Raw genomic sequence first — 18,346 nt, 5'->3', positions numbered from 1 at the left:
CAATTGTTCCGGCATTGCCCCATGCCGAACCGCGTCAATGTCGCAGCCTTCAGCCCATGACTATAAACAGCGCAATGCCGTCGAGAGGTTCTTTAGCAAACTCAAACACTTTCGAGCCGTTGCAACCAGATAGGAGAAACGCGACGATAACTTCATCGCATCCGTCCAACTCGCTTCGATTCGAATTGGGCTGCGATCTAATGAGTCAGTCACTTATGTCACCGCTGCATATTCAATGCAGCGATGACCCCGAAACTTCCGTTCCCCTTTCCAGTTTTTCAATCGCACGATCGATATCGGCATCATCGTATAAGAAGGCACTGTCCGCGAACGGACATGTATATGTCCGCCTGGAAGCCCGGAACTCCTGCAATGCGCGTCCGTTCTCGCCGAGAGCTTGCAACGTCGCCCCGCGCAAGGCCCTTATCTGACCGCATAAACCATACTGGTCAGCGGCACCGTCGAGATAATACAGCGCCCGTCGCGGCAAACCCTTCTGCAGACTATCGTATGCAAGATAGTTGTTGGCGAAACTTCTCAACTCACCGCCCCAATATCCTTCGTCAGCGATTGCCACTGCGTACTGCGCCGCTTTTCTGGCTTCGCCTGAGTTTTTTTCCGCGCTGAGATCTGCAATCTTCGCTTGGAGCCCCTCACGGGTTGGAACCGTAACGGCGACAGCCGCATAGGGCGCGCGGCAGGCTGGGATATCGAACATCCGGTTCGAAGCACGGGGCCAATATCGCGACTTTTCTTGCTCATTAACGTTTTGAGCGGTCTTCAGCACCTCTGATATCATCGTCCGAACAACGTTCCGGTCATCTGGTGCAACCGTATTCAGGCAACGAACAGCCTGTTTCAGAAAGCCTCCCCAGCCGATGACCTCTTCACTCCAGACCGGAAGTGCCTCATTAAATACAGCCAGACGCGGCGCATTGTCGGAGCGATCAGTGCTACCGATTACATTATATATCATGTCATCGAGAAACCGGGGTGCTGATACGGCTTCGTCGTCCTGCTTCTGGCGTGGAAGTAGATCCAAAGGGCTGGCTATATTTTCATAGGATACAACTGAAGCATTAACCACCGCGAGCAACAAGCTGTCGCTGGCGTTTAATAATAACTCCAGTTGCGCAGCCACTTGAGCGATGTTTTGCTTCTCAAAATTCGCGATCGAGCCGAGGTTGCTGTCCAGGAGCCGCTTGATCAGCACCTGATGCAATTCCTGCTCCGCGGACACTATCGAACGAGCCTCGCTGGTGCGTGGTGGCAGAAGTTCCCACAAAGCTGCCTCAAGAAGCGGATCCAACAAGGATGCTGCTTCAAGCAGCGGCCCCCACTGTGCCAAAGTCTTTTGAATGTCCCGGCGTTCTTCAACCGATGCCTGGCGATAAAGTTCAGCCAGCTTTTCCAACTTGCGTTGGCGGGCAATCAACGGGGTCAGCGGCTTGACAGATTTCGTCGTCTGGTCCGACAACTTCGTGAGTTGGGAACGAAAACCAACAATATCCAGAGGACGGCTGACATCTCGCAACCGAACGCTTTCTGTCGAACGATCGCTCTCAAGCAACGAAGCCGCCTTGTTCATCTTGGCGGCAAGTGACACAAAACTGGTTGTTTCTACGGCATCGTTTCCAGCGGCAATCTCAAAAAGGGAAGCAAATTGATCTGTCAGCACCGTTGCGACAGGCTGATCCATAAGATCGCTGTACCGCCAGCTTGTGGCAAAGGTCATAAGTGGAAATACCAGCATAACTGTCGCGGCAACTTCCAGCACCCACAAATGCCCGCTCAGAGCAGGTCTCTTGCGACGGTCCGCGAGATAGTTCCGTCTCTCCCCGGGGAATACGACCCCTCGCCTGTCAACCTCTTTAACGTAGCGGGTGTAGTGCTGGACGGTACGCCTGTAATGCGTCGCAGCGAAACAAACCCTGCATGCCACAGACACGCATAAACAGAGCAGGGCTATCATAATCCAGTCAACATGCAGCGTATTCAATGAGGCGCTAAGCGCACAGATCACTGCTGCTACTGCGAAACTGGTCTGCCCCCTGAAAAGTGGTCCTCCCTGAAGTAGGCTATTGAGCCGTAGGAGGACGTTGGAATGCCCCAGAAGAAGCACAAACCCGAAGAGATCGTCGCGAAGCTGCGCCAGGTCGATGTTCTGCTGTCGCAAGGAAAATCGGTTGGCGAGGCGGCTCGCGCGATGACCTGTCGTGACGCCGCACGCGTTGAGAACCGTAAGATTGGCGAGGTAACCGCCAAGATTTCGAGCATCAAACTCGTGGCCGATGGCGCGAAACGCTATGCCGAGGTGACGATCCTTGCATGCCTTGGCGACGGCACACCTCCGCCTGTCGCATCGGGGTCAGATGAGGAAACGGGCGACGTCATTTACACGATGACATATCCAGATCCGTCGACGCCGACCGTAGCTGGTCAGCTCCGCACGAAGGTGCATTTCGTCGACATCATCAACTCCTACGCCGAGCAGAAATCCGCTGCTCTCTATGAGGGCGACCCCGTGGCTGTCATCGAATCGATGCCCACCAGAATAGAATTGGACGTCGACCCGATCCGTGAAGAAGACCTCCTGACGCGAAATCTGGCAGTAACATGCAAGCCGATCTGGCTCCCTCAGAATGTAGTTATCGGAAGTTAGGAGAAATGGGTATGGATACGACCGTAGAGAATTCGAGCGAAATTTTGGGCGCTCTGCAGGCCATGCGATTGCAGGCACAGGATCAAGCGCGCCGAGATCGCATGGCCCAGCCGACGAGAGGGTCTATTCGGGATAGTAGCGCTCGCAGACGAGATAGCTACTCGACCAAGCTGATTATAGGGTCAACGGAGAGGTGCGATTTATCTAGCGCGATTGTTGAGACAAACGTTGTTAGAGTTTCGACCTAAAAAGCGGGCAGTTTCCCGCCCGCTTCTTGCCCCGCCCAAATCCGTCCTCTTATTAACGGAAGAGCGACAAGATATTCTGGGTGCTCTGATTTGCAATCGAGAGCGCCTGAACACCGAGCTGCTGCTGAACCTGGAGTGCCGAAAGGCGGGCCGATTCAGCATTCATGTCAGCGTCGACCATTGCACCGATACCACGGTCAATCGCATCCGACAGGCTCTTAACCAACGTCGTCTGCAGTGCTACACGGTTGTTTGCCGCACCGAGTGTAGAAGCAGCAGTAGCAAGTCCACCAGCCGCCTTTTCGATACCTGCAAGCATTTTGTCGAGAGCGGCATTGTCAATGTCAGCGCCTGAAACATCGAGATCAAGGACACTTGCCTTGACTTCTGTCGTTGCTCCATCGGCAGAAATTGTGAAGGCCGTATCGAGAATGCCAGTTCTCTCTGCGGTGTCGTCAGCGTTTGTATCGACCAATCGAACTGACTTGAGATCAACATCGATAGAACCGGTGCTAATCGTTCCATCGGACGCGCGATTGTAAGACGAAACAATACTGAAATTGTTCGCTGGTTCTGTAGCAGGATCAGCCGGATCTTCTGACGAATCCGTGCTCAACAGATTGGAACCTGCGTAAGAAGCCTTGACGCTTTCACCGAGCTGCTTCTGCAGAGCGGTGATTTCGGTCTGGATCTTTGCACGGTCATCTGCGGATGCGTTCTTTGCCGACAGAACTTTTTCCTTGATCTGATCGACCACAGAGATGGTGTCTTTCACTGCAGTGTAAGCAGTGTCGAGCTTAGCGCCACCGAGACCAAGCGAGCTGGCAATGACATCATTTGCCTTGTTGTCGGAGCGCATGGTCGTTGCAATAGACCAATAAGCTGCATTGTCCGAAGCTTCGGCAACCTTCATACCAGTCGAAATTCGGCTTTGAGTTGTTGCGAGATTCTTGTTGGTGTTAGCAAGAGTCTGCAGAGCGGTCATCGCCGAAGCGTTAGTCAGAATGCTGGACATAAAAAAAGTCCCCAAAATGAAAGGAAGGGACAAGTCGGAATTTCACCGAAAGTTGAGAACGACATCATGTCTACCGATATGCGCTTGGCATAGGCCCCAACTGTGAGTTCACAGTTATAGCGCAAATATTAACAAAAGGTTAATATCCAAAGTTGCATTTTCCCGTTCGTTTATTTTAGCAAATCGGGCGACTTTACGCGCTACAGGCCTGACTCCGCACAGAGCTAGGCCGTGTGGACGGATTTGGCCAAGATGAAGCCTGCGACGAGCGCGACGAAGGAAGCAAAGTTTCGCTTTGTCTTCTCGCAGCGTAGGGCGATGCGCTTGAAGCGTTTGAGCTTGCCGACGGTCTGCTCGATGCGGGCACGCCCCCGGTAGAGCGCTCTGGCGAAGAAGGCGGGCCCGTCCTTCTCGTTCGCCTTGGGCGGGATGACGGGAATGATGCCGCGATCGCGTGCGGCTTGGCGGTTGGTCTTGCTGGCGTAGCCTTTGTCGCCGACGGCCGCGCGTGGATCGATGTCGGGGCCGAGCCCGAGCAGGACGGGAAAGTGCGGCGCATCGGCTTTCTCGCCGCCGGTCAGGTCGAAGGCGATCGGATGACCGTCGAAGTCAGTCTTCAGATGGATCTTGGTCGAAAAGCCGCCGCGCGAACGGCCGAGTGCCTGGCCTTTTTGCCCCCTTTTGCGCCCGCCGCCGAGACATGGGCGCGCACGATGGTGCTGTCGAACATCTGCACCAGATGGGCGGAGGCCGACAGCGAGGCGAGATGGTCGAAGAAGATCTCGAACACGCCCGCCTTGCTCAATCGATCGAACCGCTTCCACACGCTGTTCCATTTACCGAAGCGCTCCGGCAGCGCCCGCCAGCTAATGTTATGGACCGAGAAATAGTGCAGAGCCTCCAGGAACAACCGGTCATCCCGCCCCTTGGCGCCGCGCCGCGGCAGCGAGGCGCGAAAGACCTCCAGCACCACCGCCCAATCCGCTTCCGTCATCTTCGTGGACATGCCGACCTCCAGAATCAGTCGGCAATCCATGAATCACACTGGATTCCTTCGCGGAATCCTCAGGCCAATACCTGAGTCAATTCGTCCACACGGCCTAGAATCTTGCACTGGAGCGTGATCTGGTAAGTAAAGCAAACATGTTTACGAGATCATTTTTATGCCTTCAGATTTTCCGACAGAGAAGATTTTACAGCTCCTTGTATCCCAAGCGCGCATGGAAGAAAAACTTGATGCGTTCATCAAGAATGCGACTTGGCCTGACCCCATAGGGTGGTCCGGTTTCAATCTTAGTTCATGTTCGGCCTTGGGGCTATTGCCTGGGCAGATGACGGTGCTGCTCCGCTTGCTGGCGCAGGCCAGATGATGGCCTCGGGTGCCGGTGGCTTGTATCCAAGCGACGAGTGTGGCCTCTCGGTGTTGTAGTACCGCCGCCAGGCTTCGATGATGATCTTGGCCTCGGCGAGGCTGTAGAAGATCTCACCGTCGAGCAGTTCGTCGCGGAGCTTCGAGTTGAAGCTCTCGCAGTAGCCGTTCTCCCAAGGGCTTCCAGGTTCGATGAACGCTGTCTTTGCGCCGACGGCTACGATCCACTCCCGTACAGCCTTGGCGATGAACTCCGGGCCGTTGTCGGAACGGACATGGCCGGGCACACCACGCAGGATGAACAGGTCCGACAGGGCGTCGATGACGTCGGTCGAGTTGAGCTTGCGATCGATGCGGATTGCAAGGCATTCCCTGGTGAACTCGTCGATGATGTTGAGCATGCGGAATCTCCTGCCATCGTGGGTCCGACCCTCGACGAAGTCATAGGACCAGACATGGTTTGGATGCTCGGGTCGAAGCCGGATGCACGATCCGTCATTCAACCAGAGCCGCCCCTTCTTCGGTTGCTTCTGGGGAACCTTCAGCCCCTCCCGCCGCCAGATCCGTTCGACACGCTTGGCGTTCACCGTCCAGCCTTCAGACCGCAGCATCGCCGTGATCCTGCGATAGCCATAGCGGCCATACCGGGAAGCGAGCCGGATAATGTCGGCGGTCAATGCCTCTTCATCGGGTCGGCCGTGCGGCTTCTTGCGCTGGGTCGAACGATGCTGGCCGAGAACCTTGCAGGCAAACCGCTCCGAGACGGAGAACTTCGCCACGACATGGTCGACGCAGTGACGACGACGGGCGGGGCTCAATAGTTTCCCGAGGCAGCCTCTTTCAGGATCAGCTTCTCGAGCGTCAGGTCCGACACAGCCTTGCGCAGACGGTCGTTCTCTTTCTCAAGCTCCTTCAGCCGCTTCACCTGGTCACCCTTCAGGCCGCCGAACTCCTTGCGCCAGCGGTAATACGTGAACTGCGTCACGCCGATCGTGCGAACCGCCTCGCCAACCGATTTTCCTTGCGACAGCAGAACATCGACCTGGCGCAGCTTCGCGACGATCTCTTCGGGTTTGTGCTTCTTCTGGGGCATTCCAACGTCCTCCTACGGCTCAATAGCCTACTTCAGGGAGGACCACTTTTCAGGGGGCAGACCAGACTGGCGCGATGTCGTGAGGGGATATCATGGTGCGGCCGCAGCACTTGCACTGGATGCCCATCGAAACTCGTTGAAGGGTGAGTCACCGAAGTCGTTGCCGATTTCTGAAGCTCATATGATCTGGCTTTTGCGTGAGGAAGGGCACCGCGTGAGTCAGATCAATGAACGCTTGTGGCGGTTGGATGGCCGCACGGCTACACTCGGCGATCTCATACAGCTAGCCCGCAAATATGAGGACGGCCTAGTCCTGGTGGCCGCGTAACTGCAACAAAACATTGTAATCGCACAGCAGGAAAACATTGTATTCCGACTTTTAAAACAGGCTTCTTCGGAGGCCTTTTTTGTCTGCGTTTGTAACATATAAGTGACAAACGCAAATCATCTCAAATTGAAATGGATAGCCGACAACGCGTATTACCGCTCGGTGATTTGAGGGCATTTGGACGCCGATTATTACCGCGCAGGAATATGTCTTTTACGACATAAAGCCAAATATGTTGTCAGGAACATAAACCGATTAATTCGTGACTTTCAAGAGAATCAGTTCATCAGGTGACAATACAACAGTGTACCGATATCTAGCATTTTGGCGATCTGGACCATAGATACCAGATGCCACAAATGAGATTTGCATTCCTCGTTCAGACGTGGCTTCGACGTGAGCTTCACTAATCGGTTTATCGTAGATTGTCGCGGAATTTGAACCTTCGCGCCGAGCTGCTCTGACTTTCACAAGCATCATTTCCCCTCCGTTTTATTCCCCAAGAAATGAAAGATATCAAAAAATCGGACTTCACGCATCGATGGAGTGAGGGAGTTTTGGTGGCGGTTTTGGTGGCGGTAAAAATAAAGGCCGCCGAGGCGACCATCTAAGTAATTGATATTATTATGAAAAACTGGTGGGCGATGAGAGACTCGAACTCCCGACATCTTCGGTGTAAACGAAGCGCTCTACCAACTGAGCTAATCGCCCGACTGTTTCGCCTAGTGGCCAGTCGCTGTGAGAGCCGTTTAGGCAATTCATGCGACAAGCGCAAGTGCAAAAATCAGCATCTGGCGTCTTTCTTGTGTTTTTCTACAAGCACTCCCGTGCCGCGGCAAAAGGATCAGCCAAAAGAAAAACGGCCAGCCGAAAAACACCGATTAGCGCCAACGGCAAATCGGAACTCGGTGTCGGTTTTGCTGACGGAACAGGAAAACACATTGTTCGGGCGGTGGGCATTGGGCCACCGCCCTGAACCTTATCCCGCCAGCCGCTCAGACGAGCGCAGGATGGATGCGCCGCCTGCCGCTTGCACGGCGAGGCTCCCATATTCGATCCCGGCAGTGAGTGCCCGATGGACGTCATGGCCTTCAAGCCACGAATCGATGAAGCCTGCATTGAAGGCATCGCCCGCTCCGGTCGTGTCGATAACCGGCACGTCTTTTGCCGCCATGTGAATGTCGGCTTCGGCAGTGCGAAGCCACGCGCCCTCACCGCCGCCCTTCAATGCGACAACGGGAAAATGACCTGCAAGCGCATCGAGCGCCTTCGCCGGATCGTCATGGCCGGTGATGGCCTGCGCTTCTTCACGGTTGGGCAGGAAGATGTCGACGCCCTCACAGGCCGCGAGCAGGCCGGGATCATAGATCAGGGTCTCATCCCAGCTCGGGTCGAGCGAGACGGAAAGTCCGGCAGCCTTTGCCTGCTGCACGAGACCTGGAATTTCGTGCAGCGTTGCAAATTCGGCGATGTGCAGATGCCCGGCATCCTTCCATGCCAAAGCGGCGGAAAGCGTGGCGGGAAGCGCTGAACCGGCGCGGCGCGACAGGAAGGCGCGGTCGTTGCCGATCACACTGGCCACCGTCACCTGCGGCCCGGCATCGTCGGCGCGCTCCAGAAAGCGCAGGTCGACGCCATCGATCTTCAAGTCCGGCTCCAGCCCGCGTGACAGGCCGTCAAAGCCAAGCCGTGCAACCAGCGCCACTGCCCTGCCCGCATGGGCAAGATGGGCAGCGGAAATAAAGGCGCCGCCACCTGCCGCCATCTTCATGTTTTCGGCGAAAATCTCGCGCCCCGGCTGCGGCAGCGATTGCAGCCCGGTGAAGATGAGGTCGCAGTAAATCCGTCCGATGCTGAGGACAGCCGGACGCTTGAATTGTTGCGGCATCATAGGCGGCCCAGACTCTTCTCGGTTTTCGCGTCGAAGAGATAGAGGCTTCCGGCAGGCGCAGACACAGCAAGCGTGCCGCCCGTTGCCGGAATGACCTTGCCCGGAGCGGTTGCAATCACCGAAACGCCATTGACATCAAGATGCACCAGCGTTTCCGCGCCGAGCGGCTCAACCGCCGTCACCGTGCCGGTGAGCGATAGACCATTGGCCGTCCCCTCCTCGACTTTCAGGTCGTGCGGACGAACGCCGACCAGAATGTCGCCATCAGGCGCAAGCTCAACGCCCGCACCGCTGCGACGGCCTGCAATGAGGTTCATCGACGGGCTGCCGATGAAGCGCGCCGTGAACACATCGGTCGGGTTTTCATAAAGCTCTGTCGGCGTGCCGGTCTGAAGAATGCGGCCGTCGCGCATGACCACGATGCGGTCGGCCATGGTCATGGCTTCCACCTGATCGTGCGTCACATAAACGGTCGTCGTCTTAAGACGCTGATGCAAGCTCTTGATTTCAATGCGCATCTGTGCGCGAAGCTGGGCATCGAGGTTCGACAGCGGCTCATCGAAAAGGAAGGCCGACGGGTTGCGCACCATGGCGCGACCGATGGCGACGCGCTGGCGCTGGCCGCCGGACAGTGCCGCCGGGCGACGGTCGAGATAGGGTTCGAGACCGAGCGCCTTGCCGGTTTCTTCGATCCGTTTGTCCTTCTCGGCCTTGGACAGTTTCGATGTATAAAGCCCGAAGCCGATATTCTGGCGAACCGTCATATGCGGATAGATTGCATAGTTCTGGAACACCATGGCGATGTTGCGCTGCTTCGGATCGCGTTCGTTGACGACTTCGCCGCCAATCTTCAGATGACCGCCGGAAATGTCCTCAAGCCCCGCGATCATGCGCAGGGTTGTGGACTTGCCGCAGCCGGAAGGGCCAACAAAAACGACGAATTCGCCATCCTTGATCTGGAGATCGATTGCCCGGACCGCCTCGACCTTGCCATAACGCTTGACCAGCTTTTCAAGTTCGATGGTTGCCATCAGCGGGTCTCCACAAGTGCACTGAATTTATCATTGAGTTCGCGCGCAGCCTTTGCCTCGGCGGCTGCGTGATCGACGGCCAGCGCCCTGAAGCGGTCGGCCTCGGCCTTATGCCGCGCCAGCGCTGCATCCATCGCTGTTGGCGCCGGACCGCCCAGACGATCCCGCACCACCACGAAATGCTGCGGCGAGACCAGCTCCTCGAATTTCTCGCGCCCGAAGGACGGCTCGCGCCCGGCGGATTCGCGGAAAGCTTCGAGGAAAGGCTCAAAACCGTCCTTTTCCAGACCGCCGCCCATGGCAACGACCGCCCGCGCAACCCTGGCGGCGATTTCATGCGCCTGCCGGAACGAAAGCCCTTCGATGCGCACCAGCGAATCCGCAAGTTCCGTGATGGTGATGCAGGAGCGGCGGATGTTTTCGGCGACACGCGCCGGATCGATGCGGATCGCGCCGATGAACGCGGCCAGAAGATCAAGCACGCGGCCAGCTGAAGCGAACGCCTCATAGCCCATCTGTTGCGTTTCGCCTTCACTGTCGTTCATGTCAGTGAAAGGCGTGTTGTGCATCACATCGAGCACCGTGCGGGCGCGGCCCATGGTCTGGCTTGCCAGATGGCGCATATGTTCGATTGGAACCGGATTGCGCTTCTGCGGCATGATCGACGAAATCTGCACGAAAGCGTTCGGCACATAAATCTGGCCGACCTCGAAACTGGTCCAGAACTGGAAGTCCTGAATGAGACGCCCAAGATGCACGAACATCAGTTCCAGCGCCGAATAGGTGGAGGTGATGTAGTCCACCCCCGCGATGCAGCTATAGGAATTCGGCAAGGGGGCGGCAAAGCCCAACAGGCTGGCGACCTGTGCGCGGTCAATAGGGAAGCCTGAGGTGGTGATGGCCGCCGCCCCCATGGGCGACAGGTTGACGATGGCGCGCGCGGCTTCCATCCGTTCCATGTCGCGGACGAGAACCTCAATTGCCGCCGAAAGATAATGGCCGAAGGTCGATGGCTGTGCAGGCTGACCGTGCGTATAGGCGACGATCAGCGTCTGTTTTTCGCGTGTCGCTGCGGCAACCATGCTATCCAGCAGATTGCGCGCCTGCGCCATCAGCGTGTCGATGCGGGCTTTCAGGCCAAGCTTGAACAGGGTGTGGTCGATGTCGTTGCGCGAGCGCGCCGTGTGAAGGCGACCGGCAATATCGGCACCGATGCGGGCCTTCAGCTCCTTTTCGATGAGGAAGAAGAAGTCCTCTACTTCACCCGTATAGGTAAGCTTTGAAGGATCGATTTCCTTGTCGATGGCTTCCAGCGCACCGGCAATGGCTGCGGCCTGCTCGCGGTCGAGAATGCCGGTTTCAACCAGCATGACGAGATGGGCGCGGTCGATGCGGCGAAAGCCGTCGACATGATGGGTCTTGGCGCCGTCGAAAAGCGGGCGAAGCACGGTTTCCTTGTAAACCGGATCGGGGAAGACGCTTTTATCGGACAGCCGTGGATCGAGATCGGACATGGTTCAACCCTTGAGGCCAGCGAGCATGACACCGCGCACGATGTAACGCTGGAGAAGAAGAAAGACGACGAGCGTGGGAAGCGTGGCGATGGCCGCGCCAGTCATGATCATTTCCCACTGGATGGACTGCTCGACGGCGAAGCTCGAAAGCCCGACCGGCAGCGTGTAAAGCTCCGGGCTGGTGGCGACGATCAGCGGCCAGAAGAAGGCGGTCCAGTTGCCGAGGAAGGTGAAGATCGCAAGCGCCGACAGCGCAGGCGTCACCAGCGGCATGGCGACTTTCCACCAGATCTGGAATTCGTTGAGGCCGTCGACGCGGGCAGCTTCCAGAAAGTCGTTGGGAACGCCTTCAAAGAACTGCTTCATGAGGAACGTGCCGAAGGCCGTCATCATGCCGGGGAACATGATGCCCCAGTAGCTATCCAGCCAGCCGAGCTTGCTCGACATCAGATACCACGGGATCACCAGCATTTCGGTGGGGATCATCAGCGTGGAGAGGATGGCGAGGAAGATGAAATAGCGTCCGCGGAACTGGAATTTCGCCAGCGTGTAGCCGACGAGACTGTCGAAGAAGACGTTCGACAGCGTGACCACGACCGCAACGATCATGGAATTCAGGAACCAGCGAATGAAGCGGCCATCGGCAAGGATGGTGACGTAGTTCTGCAATGTCGGCTCTGCCGGAATCAGGCGCAGGTCATAGACCTGTCCTGCCGTCTTGAGCGAGGTGGAGAACATGAAAGCCAGCGGCGTGATCATGATGAGACCGCCGATGAGCAGCAGCGTCCATGTCACGATGCGGCCGGGCCGAAGATTCTGGAAGGGGAGCGGTTTCGTTTGGGCGGACGCTGTCATTTCTTTTCCCTCAGAATCCAGAGTTGCAACAGCGAGACGCAAAGCAGGATGGTGAAGAGGACGACGGTTTGCGCTGCCGCATAACCCATCGCATAGGAGGAGAAGGCCGTCTGATAGATCATCAGCACCAGCGGCTTGGTGGAGCCGAGCGGGCCGCCGGGATCGTTCGTGGTCATGTTGTAGACCTGATCGAAGATGCGCAGGAAGCCGATGGACGAAAAGACGACGAGGAATACCGTGGTCGGTTTCAAAAGCGGGATCGTGATCTTGCGCAAGATCGCCCATTCGCCGAGGCCGTCAATGCGCGCGGCTTCGTAGAAGGTGTTGGGAACAGCGCGCAGCCCCGCCATGAAGATGATGATCTGGAAGCCGAGACCGGCCCAGATGGATGTCGCCATGATCGCATAGAGACCCTGATCGACCGAGCGCAGAAACCCCTGCTGCGGAAGGCCCAGCGCATTCAGGATATTATTGATGAAGCCGATGGGGGCTGGCTGGTAGAACCAGCGCCAGACCCATGCCATGGCCGCTGCCGTGGTGAGGTAAGGCAGGAAGTAGAGCGCACGAATGAACCCGTGCATCACGCGCACGCGATCCAGGAAATAGGCGATTGTGAACGCCACCACGAGGCTGATCGGCGTGCCGACCAGAAGATAGGTGAAAGTGTTCCTGAACACTTTCCAGAATTCGGGATCGGCGAAAAGCTTCTGGTAATTGGCGAAGCCAATGAACTTTGGCGGGTTCATCAGGTCCCAGTCGGTAAGCGACAGCCAGAAAGCCTCTATCGTCGGGTAAAAGCGGATGACCGAATAGAACAGGATCGGGAGAGCCAGAAAGCTCCACACCCAAATCAACCGTCTTGTGCGCATGGAAAGGCGGTCCGTCAGGCCGTTGCCCGAAGGCCCCTTGCCCGTACCGCCTGTTTCAGCCGTCCCGGCCTCTACAGTCATTGTCATGTGTCAAAATCCTTCGGCTACGGATGAGCCGCGCAGCGAGAAGAGCGGCGAGGCCCCTGCCCCGCCGCATCAAGCCTGTTACTTGGCCGCGTCGAGCACTTCCTGCTCGGTCTTGGCAGCCTGTTCGAGAGAATCCTTGACCGGCTGCTTTTCGAGGATCACGCGGTTGGCCATGTCAACAGCGACCTGACGCTGCTTCAACTCGTCCACGAACATGGTCGTGTGCGCATATTCCAGACCTTTCAGGAACGGGCCGTAGATCGGGTCGGCAAGGTTCGTTTCCGTCAGGGCCGCGGAACGGCGTGCAGGCAGTTCGCCCACATCCTTTAGCCAGATTTCCATGGCTTCCGGCGAGGAGATGTAGTTCAGGAACTTCTTGGCGGCTTCGAGTTTCTCGCCGCTTGCCTTGGCGCTGATGCCGTTGGCGAAGTAGCTCGCATAGTTGGAGCGCACGCCTTCGGCGTTGGCCGGAAGCTCGGTCACGCCCCATTCGAAGTCCTTGATGGTGCGGAACGAACCAAGACGGAATGTGCCGTCGATGGTCATCGCCGCCATGCCGGCCCGGAATGCAGCCTGGCCTTCGTCCATGAACTTTACTTCGCCGACCTTATGTTCGGTCTGGAGACCGGTATAGAAGGCAAGCGCCTTTTCGCCAGCAGCGTCGTTATAGGCGACTTTGCGGTCGTTGTCGGTGTAAGGCTGGCCGCCGAACTGGCGCACCAGAACCTCACGCCACCAATGCTGGTCCTGTCCCGGCATGTCGAGCGTGATGCCTTCGGCCAGAAGATTGCCAGAAGCGTCGCGCTTCGTCGTCTTCTTGGCGGCTTCGACCATTTCATCCAGCGTCTTGGGCGGATTGTTCGGGTCGAGGCCAGCTTCGGTGAACAGCTTCTTGTTGTAGAAAAGCGCCAGCGAACGCACAGCCGTCGGCAGGCCGTAATATTCATCGCCGCGCTTCATTGCCGAAACGATCGGGAAGAACTCGCTCTCGATCTTGTCATGCGGGAATGCGTCCTGCGGCAGCGGCTGCAAGATGCCGCCAGCCACGAACTTGTCCAGCCAGCCATAGAAAAGCTGCATTACGTCCGGGCTCTTGCCCGCCATCTTCGCGGCGATCACGCGTGTCTGATAGTCGTCGTATGGGAACGTGACCTGCTTGACCTTGATGTCCGGATTGGCCTTTTCGAAATTCTCGATCAGCTTGTCCATCGCCTTGACGCGTGTCTCGAAGACATATTGCCAATATTCGATTTCGACAGCTTGAGCGGCATTGATCGCAAAGGTGCTGAGACCCGCAACCAGACCTGCCAATAACAGCTTACGCATTTAAACCTCCCTAATGCCCCGCCCACCGGTTCGAATGCGGTCGCCAGGCACGGCTGCGGACTGGATTGGTCAGTCCGCATATTCCACCACATGCCGCACAGCTTATGCGCAGCGCCCATTTTTCCTCACGCAGGAACCCACTTCCCCAACGTGAGCAAGGCAGTCTTCACCACCCTGCCTTACGGTTGAATTTTGCGAGCCATTTGTCAATAAGATAATTTAGTTGAATTAATATATTGCTGTTAGAAACAGCCCGCGCTATCTCTTTGAATGGGAGAAGGAGGGGATCATGACATCGAAATCGGAAGATGCATCGGCAACCATGCGAGCCGCTGCGCAGGCTGTCACCCTCGGCAAGAATCCCGAGCGAATCCGCGATCATAACCGGCGCGTGGTGCTTGATGTCGTGCGTCGCCACGGTCCGCTCGGCCGGATGCATATCGCCCGCCTGACCCACCTGACCGCGCAGGCCATCGCCAATATCGTCGATGAGCTGGTTTCAGAGAATCTGCTCATGCAGCTCGGACGGCTGAAAACAGGACGCGGCCAGCCGCCGATCCAGTTTGCCGTCAATCCCGAAGGCGCGATGACCATCGGCGTTGAAATGGGTTCGACGCATATGGTAACGACAGTGCTCGACCTGTCCGGCAAGCCGCGCAAGCAGCATGTGCGCCCGATCCACGACGTCAGCCCCGACAGGCTTTCCGCGCAGTTGCGAAAAGAAGTCGACGCCGTGAAAGCTTCATTTCCGGCGCGCCTGCTCGGCATAGGCGTGGTGATGCCGGGACCGTTCGACATTGAAGGCATGAGTTCGGTTGGCCCGACCACCCTGCCCGGCTGGTCCGGCATCGACGCGGCGGCGGTTCTGAGCGAAGCCTGCGGCGAGCCGGTTCTGGTCGAAAACGACGCCAATGCCGCCGCCGTCGGCGAGCGCCTGTTCGGCGCGGGCCATGCGATTTCCAGTTTCGCCATGATTTATTTTGGCGCCGGTATCGGGCTTGGCATGATCCAAGACGGCGCGCCGTTTCGCGGCGCTTTCGGCAATGCCGGAGAAATCGGCCATATCGTCATCACGCCCAATGGGCGGGGCTGCGCCTGCGGCCAGAAGGGCTGCCTTGAAACCTATGCCTCGCTTCACGCCCTGCGCGAGAAGCTTCACGCTGCCGGGATTGATGACACCGATTTCGACGCGCTCCAGAAACTGCACGAAGACCGCAACCCGGTCCTGATGGGCTGGGTGCAGGAAGCCGCCGACCACCTCGCGCCAATGATTGCCATGATCGAAAACATTCTCGATCCCGAGACGATCATTCTGGGCGGCATGTTGCCCGATGCGATCATTGATGACCTGATCTGGCATATGGGTGGCCTGCCGATTTCGGTCGCAAGCCGCCGCGCCCGCGCGCTTCCACGTGTCATTCGCGGCCAGACGGGACAGTTTACCGCCGCGCTCGGCGCTGCATCGCTCCCCATGTTCGAGGCCATGACGCCGAAGCTCGACACCAATTCGGAAGTCTGACCATGCTCACAGCCCGCCAGCGCATGGAGCGCCAGAAATCGTCTCCCGCCCTTGTCCGCCTGCACCGGGCGCTGAACAGGCTGCGCTGTACCGTGACGCTGATGCATACGGGCGCGCACCCCGATGACGAGCAGAGCGGCCTGATGGCCTATATGCGGTTCGGCTTGGGTATGCGGGTGGTGATTGCCTGCTCGACGCGCGGCGAAGGCGGGCAGAACGCGCTTGGCCCGGAACGCGGCGGCGCGCTTGGCGTGATCCGCACCCGCGAGATGGAAGAAGCCGCGCGCATTCTCGATTGCGACCTGCATTGGCTTGGGCATGGTCCTGACGATTCCGTCCACGATTTCGGCTTCTCCAAGGATGGCGACGACACGTTCGCCCATTGGGGCGAGGAGAAGACCGTTGAGCGGCTGGTCCGCGCCTATCGCACCGAACGCCCGGATATCGTGCTGCCGACTTTCCTCGATGTTCCCGGCCAGCACGGCCACCATCGCGCCATGACGCGGGCGGCGGAAACGGCCATACGGCTTGCCGCCGATCCCCATGCCTTTCCAGAGCATTTTGCCGAAGGGCTGACGCCGTGGCAGGTGGCGAAACTTTATCTCCCCGCCTGGTCCGGCGGCGGCGACACTTACGACGACGAGCTTCCGCCACCCGACACAACGCTGACGATCAGGGCGACCGGGCGGGACGAGGCAACCGGCGCTGATTACGACCGGATCGGTGAATGGTCGCGTGCCTGCCATGCCACACAAGGCATGGGCCGCGGGCCGGAAATGCCCAAAGCAGAATGGCCGCTGCATCTGAAACTGCCGGAAAGCCGTTCGGAAAAGACGATTTTTGACGGGCTCCCGGAAACCTTAGCCAGTCTCGCCGATAGTCTGGCATTTGAAAATCGCAAGCAGCTTCTTGATGCGCATCTGTCTGTTGAAGCGGCAATCGCAGCTTTTCCCGATAGAAAAGCCATCATCAAAAACCTGGTCGAGGCCGCGAAAAGCCTGAAAACTGTTCTGGCCAGCGCACCGGAAGATTTTCTTGTGCGCCACAGACACAGGCTGCAACGCAAGCTGCATGAAATAGATGCCGCGCTGATCGAAGCAGCCTCGCTGTTCGAGCGGGCTTATCTGGAAGCCCCTATATTGCCGAGCGGCGGCGAGACCCGCCTTGTTGTCGAATATGGGCCGGGTGCGGCAGACGTTGCAGCAACGGCGCAACCCGTCCTGCCGGAAAGCTGCTCAACCGCCTGCGGGCACCGGACGCCGGAACGGGAAATTCTGGATGTGTCGCTGGCAGGCGACGCGGCATTGTCCCCGCTTTTTGAACCGGCATGGCGGTCTCTCGGCGGCAATGGACAAGCCTATATCCGATTGAAAGCGCAGTTTGACGAACATCTGGCGGAGTGCAGCTTCGACCTTGAAGAACCGCTCGTTATCGTGCCGCCTGTCTCGTTGCAGATCGACCCGCCAGCCGTCATCCTGTCGGGCAAATGGGAACCATTGCCGATCTCGATTCTGGCCGATGGCCCGGCAAGGCAGATCACCTTCGCGTCGCAGAACGGCTGGAGCGTCAGCAAAAACGGACAAAATGCCGTCTTGCATGGTCCCTCCGATCCGGCACCAGGCCTGACCGTTCTTCCAGCACTGGTTGATGGAAATCCGGCGTGGCAAACACATTTTTCCAGCTATCCGCATACAGGCAAAACCATCTGGCGCGAGTCAGCCGTGCTGCCGGTGCTGGCGCTCGACATGAAGCTGCCCGATGCGCATATCGGCTATATTGGCGGCGGTGCCGATAATGTCGGCTTATGGCTGAAACGCATGGGGTTTGACGTCACGGAGATCGAACCGCATCATTTTGCGGGTGATCTATCCGGCTTCACGACCATCGTGGTCGGGATATTTGCCTTTGGGCTGCGCGACGATCTCACCCCCGCGACGAAAAAACTGCATCGTTTTGTCGAGAATGGCGGACATCTTGTGACGCTCTATCATCGGCCATCCGATGGCTGGCATCCAGACCGGACGCCACCGCGAAAACTGACCATCGGCTCGCCATCACTGCGCTGGCGCGTTACGAACCCGCAGGCGGCGGTTACCGTTCTTGCTCCTGAACACCCCCTGCTCACCTATCCCAACAGCATCGATGAAAGCGACTGGAGCGGCTGGCACAAGGAACGCGGACTTTATTTCGTTTCCGCATGGGACGATGCTTATCAGCCGCTGCTTTCCATGCATGACGACGGAGAAAAACCGCTCTATGGCGCACTGGTTTCAGCCCGAATTGGCAAAGGCCGACATACGCATACGAGCCTCGTCCTGCATCATCAGCTCGATAAACTTGTCCCCGGTGCTTTCCGCTTGATCGCAAATCTTATGCAACCTGCGGGATAATCGCCCACGCAGGCCGGATGAAATATTTATGACACCCGCTTGCTTTTCGCGGAAATAATTTCCTCTATATTTCATTTCACTAATTAATTTTTCTTGAGTTTCCTTCGCAAAAAAATTTCGCTCTATCACAACGTGTATTTGACTCATGG

Annotated in this window: 13 protein-coding genes, 1 tRNA gene and 2 pseudogenes; 4 read left to right on the top strand and 12 right to left on the bottom strand. The window is 57.6% G+C overall.

Annotation, left to right across the window (positions count from 1 at the left end):
• Positions 1-61: 61 nt before the first annotated feature.
• Positions 62-247, top strand: a pseudogene (locus F9K78_RS22115) (hypothetical protein); the annotation flags it as partial.
• Here F9K78_RS22115 and F9K78_RS15875 read toward each other — a convergent pair.
• Positions 233-1,777 (bottom strand): hypothetical protein, encoded by a 1,545-nt coding sequence (locus F9K78_RS15875; RefSeq protein WP_144897706.1) that lies wholly within the window; start codon positions 1,775-1,777, stop codon positions 233-235. The pseudogene F9K78_RS22115 and the gene F9K78_RS15875 overlap by 15 nt on opposite strands.
• A gap of 327 nt (positions 1,778-2,104) precedes the next feature.
• Here F9K78_RS15875 and F9K78_RS15870 point away from each other — a divergent pair, with 327 nt between their 5' ends.
• Complete coding sequence (locus tag F9K78_RS15870) at positions 2,105-2,662, top strand: hypothetical protein (protein ID WP_144897705.1); 558 nt, start codon at positions 2,105-2,107, stop codon at positions 2,660-2,662.
• A gap of 300 nt (positions 2,663-2,962) precedes the next feature.
• Here the strand turns inward: F9K78_RS15870 and F9K78_RS15865 are convergent, their stop codons facing one another.
• From F9K78_RS15865 to F9K78_RS15815, 11 genes and pseudogenes are all read right to left on the bottom strand, one after another.
• Positions 2,963-3,925 carry a flagellin N-terminal helical domain-containing protein gene (locus F9K78_RS15865; protein WP_121986100.1) on the bottom strand — a complete coding sequence of 321 codons (963 nt, stop codon included), beginning with the start codon at positions 3,923-3,925 and terminating at the stop codon, positions 2,963-2,965.
• 224 nt (positions 3,926-4,149) lie between these two features.
• Positions 4,150-4,761 carry an IS5 family transposase gene (locus tag F9K78_RS15860; protein WP_151682403.1) on the bottom strand — a complete coding sequence of 204 codons (612 nt, stop codon included), beginning with the start codon at positions 4,759-4,761 and terminating at the stop codon, positions 4,150-4,152.
• 2 nt (positions 4,762-4,763) lie between these two features.
• Positions 4,764-4,919: pseudogene (locus F9K78_RS22370) on the bottom strand (transposase); the annotation flags it as partial.
• Positions 4,920-5,218: 299 nt separating this feature from the next.
• Positions 5,219-6,387 (bottom strand): IS3 family transposase gene (locus F9K78_RS15850; RefSeq protein ID WP_139975428.1). Its coding sequence is split into 2 segments (ribosomal slippage): positions 5,219-6,123 and positions 6,123-6,387, totalling 1,170 coding nucleotides; the frame shifts between segments, so codons are not numbered across the junction.
• A gap of 963 nt (positions 6,388-7,350) precedes the next feature.
• Positions 7,351-7,426 (bottom strand) — tRNA-Val (locus F9K78_RS15845).
• A gap of 268 nt (positions 7,427-7,694) precedes the next feature.
• On the bottom strand, positions 7,695-8,606 hold the full coding sequence (locus F9K78_RS15840; protein ID WP_121986602.1) for a carbohydrate kinase family protein: 912 nt from the start codon (positions 8,604-8,606) through the stop codon (positions 7,695-7,697).
• A complete protein-coding gene (locus tag F9K78_RS15835; protein ID WP_121986601.1) occupies positions 8,603-9,637 on the bottom strand; it encodes an ABC transporter ATP-binding protein in 1,035 nt (344 codons plus the stop codon). Before F9K78_RS15835 ends, F9K78_RS15840 begins: the two co-directional genes overlap by 4 nt.
• Complete coding sequence (gene argH / locus F9K78_RS15830; RefSeq protein WP_121986600.1) at positions 9,637-11,151, bottom strand: argininosuccinate lyase; 1,515 nt, start codon at positions 11,149-11,151, stop codon at positions 9,637-9,639. The genes F9K78_RS15835 and argH overlap by 1 nt, the downstream gene beginning before the upstream one ends.
• 3 nt (positions 11,152-11,154) lie before the next feature.
• The gene (locus tag F9K78_RS15825; protein ID WP_121982972.1) at positions 11,155-12,006 is read right to left on the bottom strand and encodes a carbohydrate ABC transporter permease; all 852 of its coding nucleotides are present in this window, start codon (positions 12,004-12,006) and stop codon (positions 11,155-11,157) included.
• On the bottom strand, positions 12,003-12,875 hold the full coding sequence (locus tag F9K78_RS15820; protein WP_162929845.1) for a carbohydrate ABC transporter permease: 873 nt from the start codon (positions 12,873-12,875) through the stop codon (positions 12,003-12,005). The genes F9K78_RS15825 and F9K78_RS15820 overlap by 4 nt, the downstream gene beginning before the upstream one ends.
• A 165-nt stretch (positions 12,876-13,040) precedes the next feature.
• Positions 13,041-14,288 carry an extracellular solute-binding protein gene (locus F9K78_RS15815; protein ID WP_121986599.1) on the bottom strand — a complete coding sequence of 416 codons (1,248 nt, stop codon included), beginning with the start codon at positions 14,286-14,288 and terminating at the stop codon, positions 13,041-13,043.
• A 289-nt stretch (positions 14,289-14,577) separates the two neighbouring features.
• Between F9K78_RS15815 and F9K78_RS15810 the strand changes: the two genes are divergently transcribed.
• Together F9K78_RS15810 and F9K78_RS15805 are read left to right on the top strand one after the other, a co-directional pair.
• Entirely contained in the window at positions 14,578-15,807 is a 1,230-nt protein-coding gene (locus F9K78_RS15810) for an ROK family protein (protein WP_121986598.1), read from the top strand.
• 2 nt (positions 15,808-15,809) lie between these two features.
• Entirely contained in the window at positions 15,810-18,197 is a 2,388-nt protein-coding gene (locus F9K78_RS15805; RefSeq protein WP_151682402.1) for a PIG-L family deacetylase, read from the top strand.
• Positions 18,198-18,346: the final 149 nt, after the last annotated feature.

This window comes from Brucella pseudintermedia, from assembly GCF_008932435.1.
Taxonomy (GTDB): domain Bacteria; phylum Pseudomonadota; class Alphaproteobacteria; order Rhizobiales; family Rhizobiaceae; genus Brucella; species Brucella pseudintermedia.
Note: the sequence above shows the minus strand (reverse complement) of the source record. Positions and strands in the feature narration are given on the sequence as shown.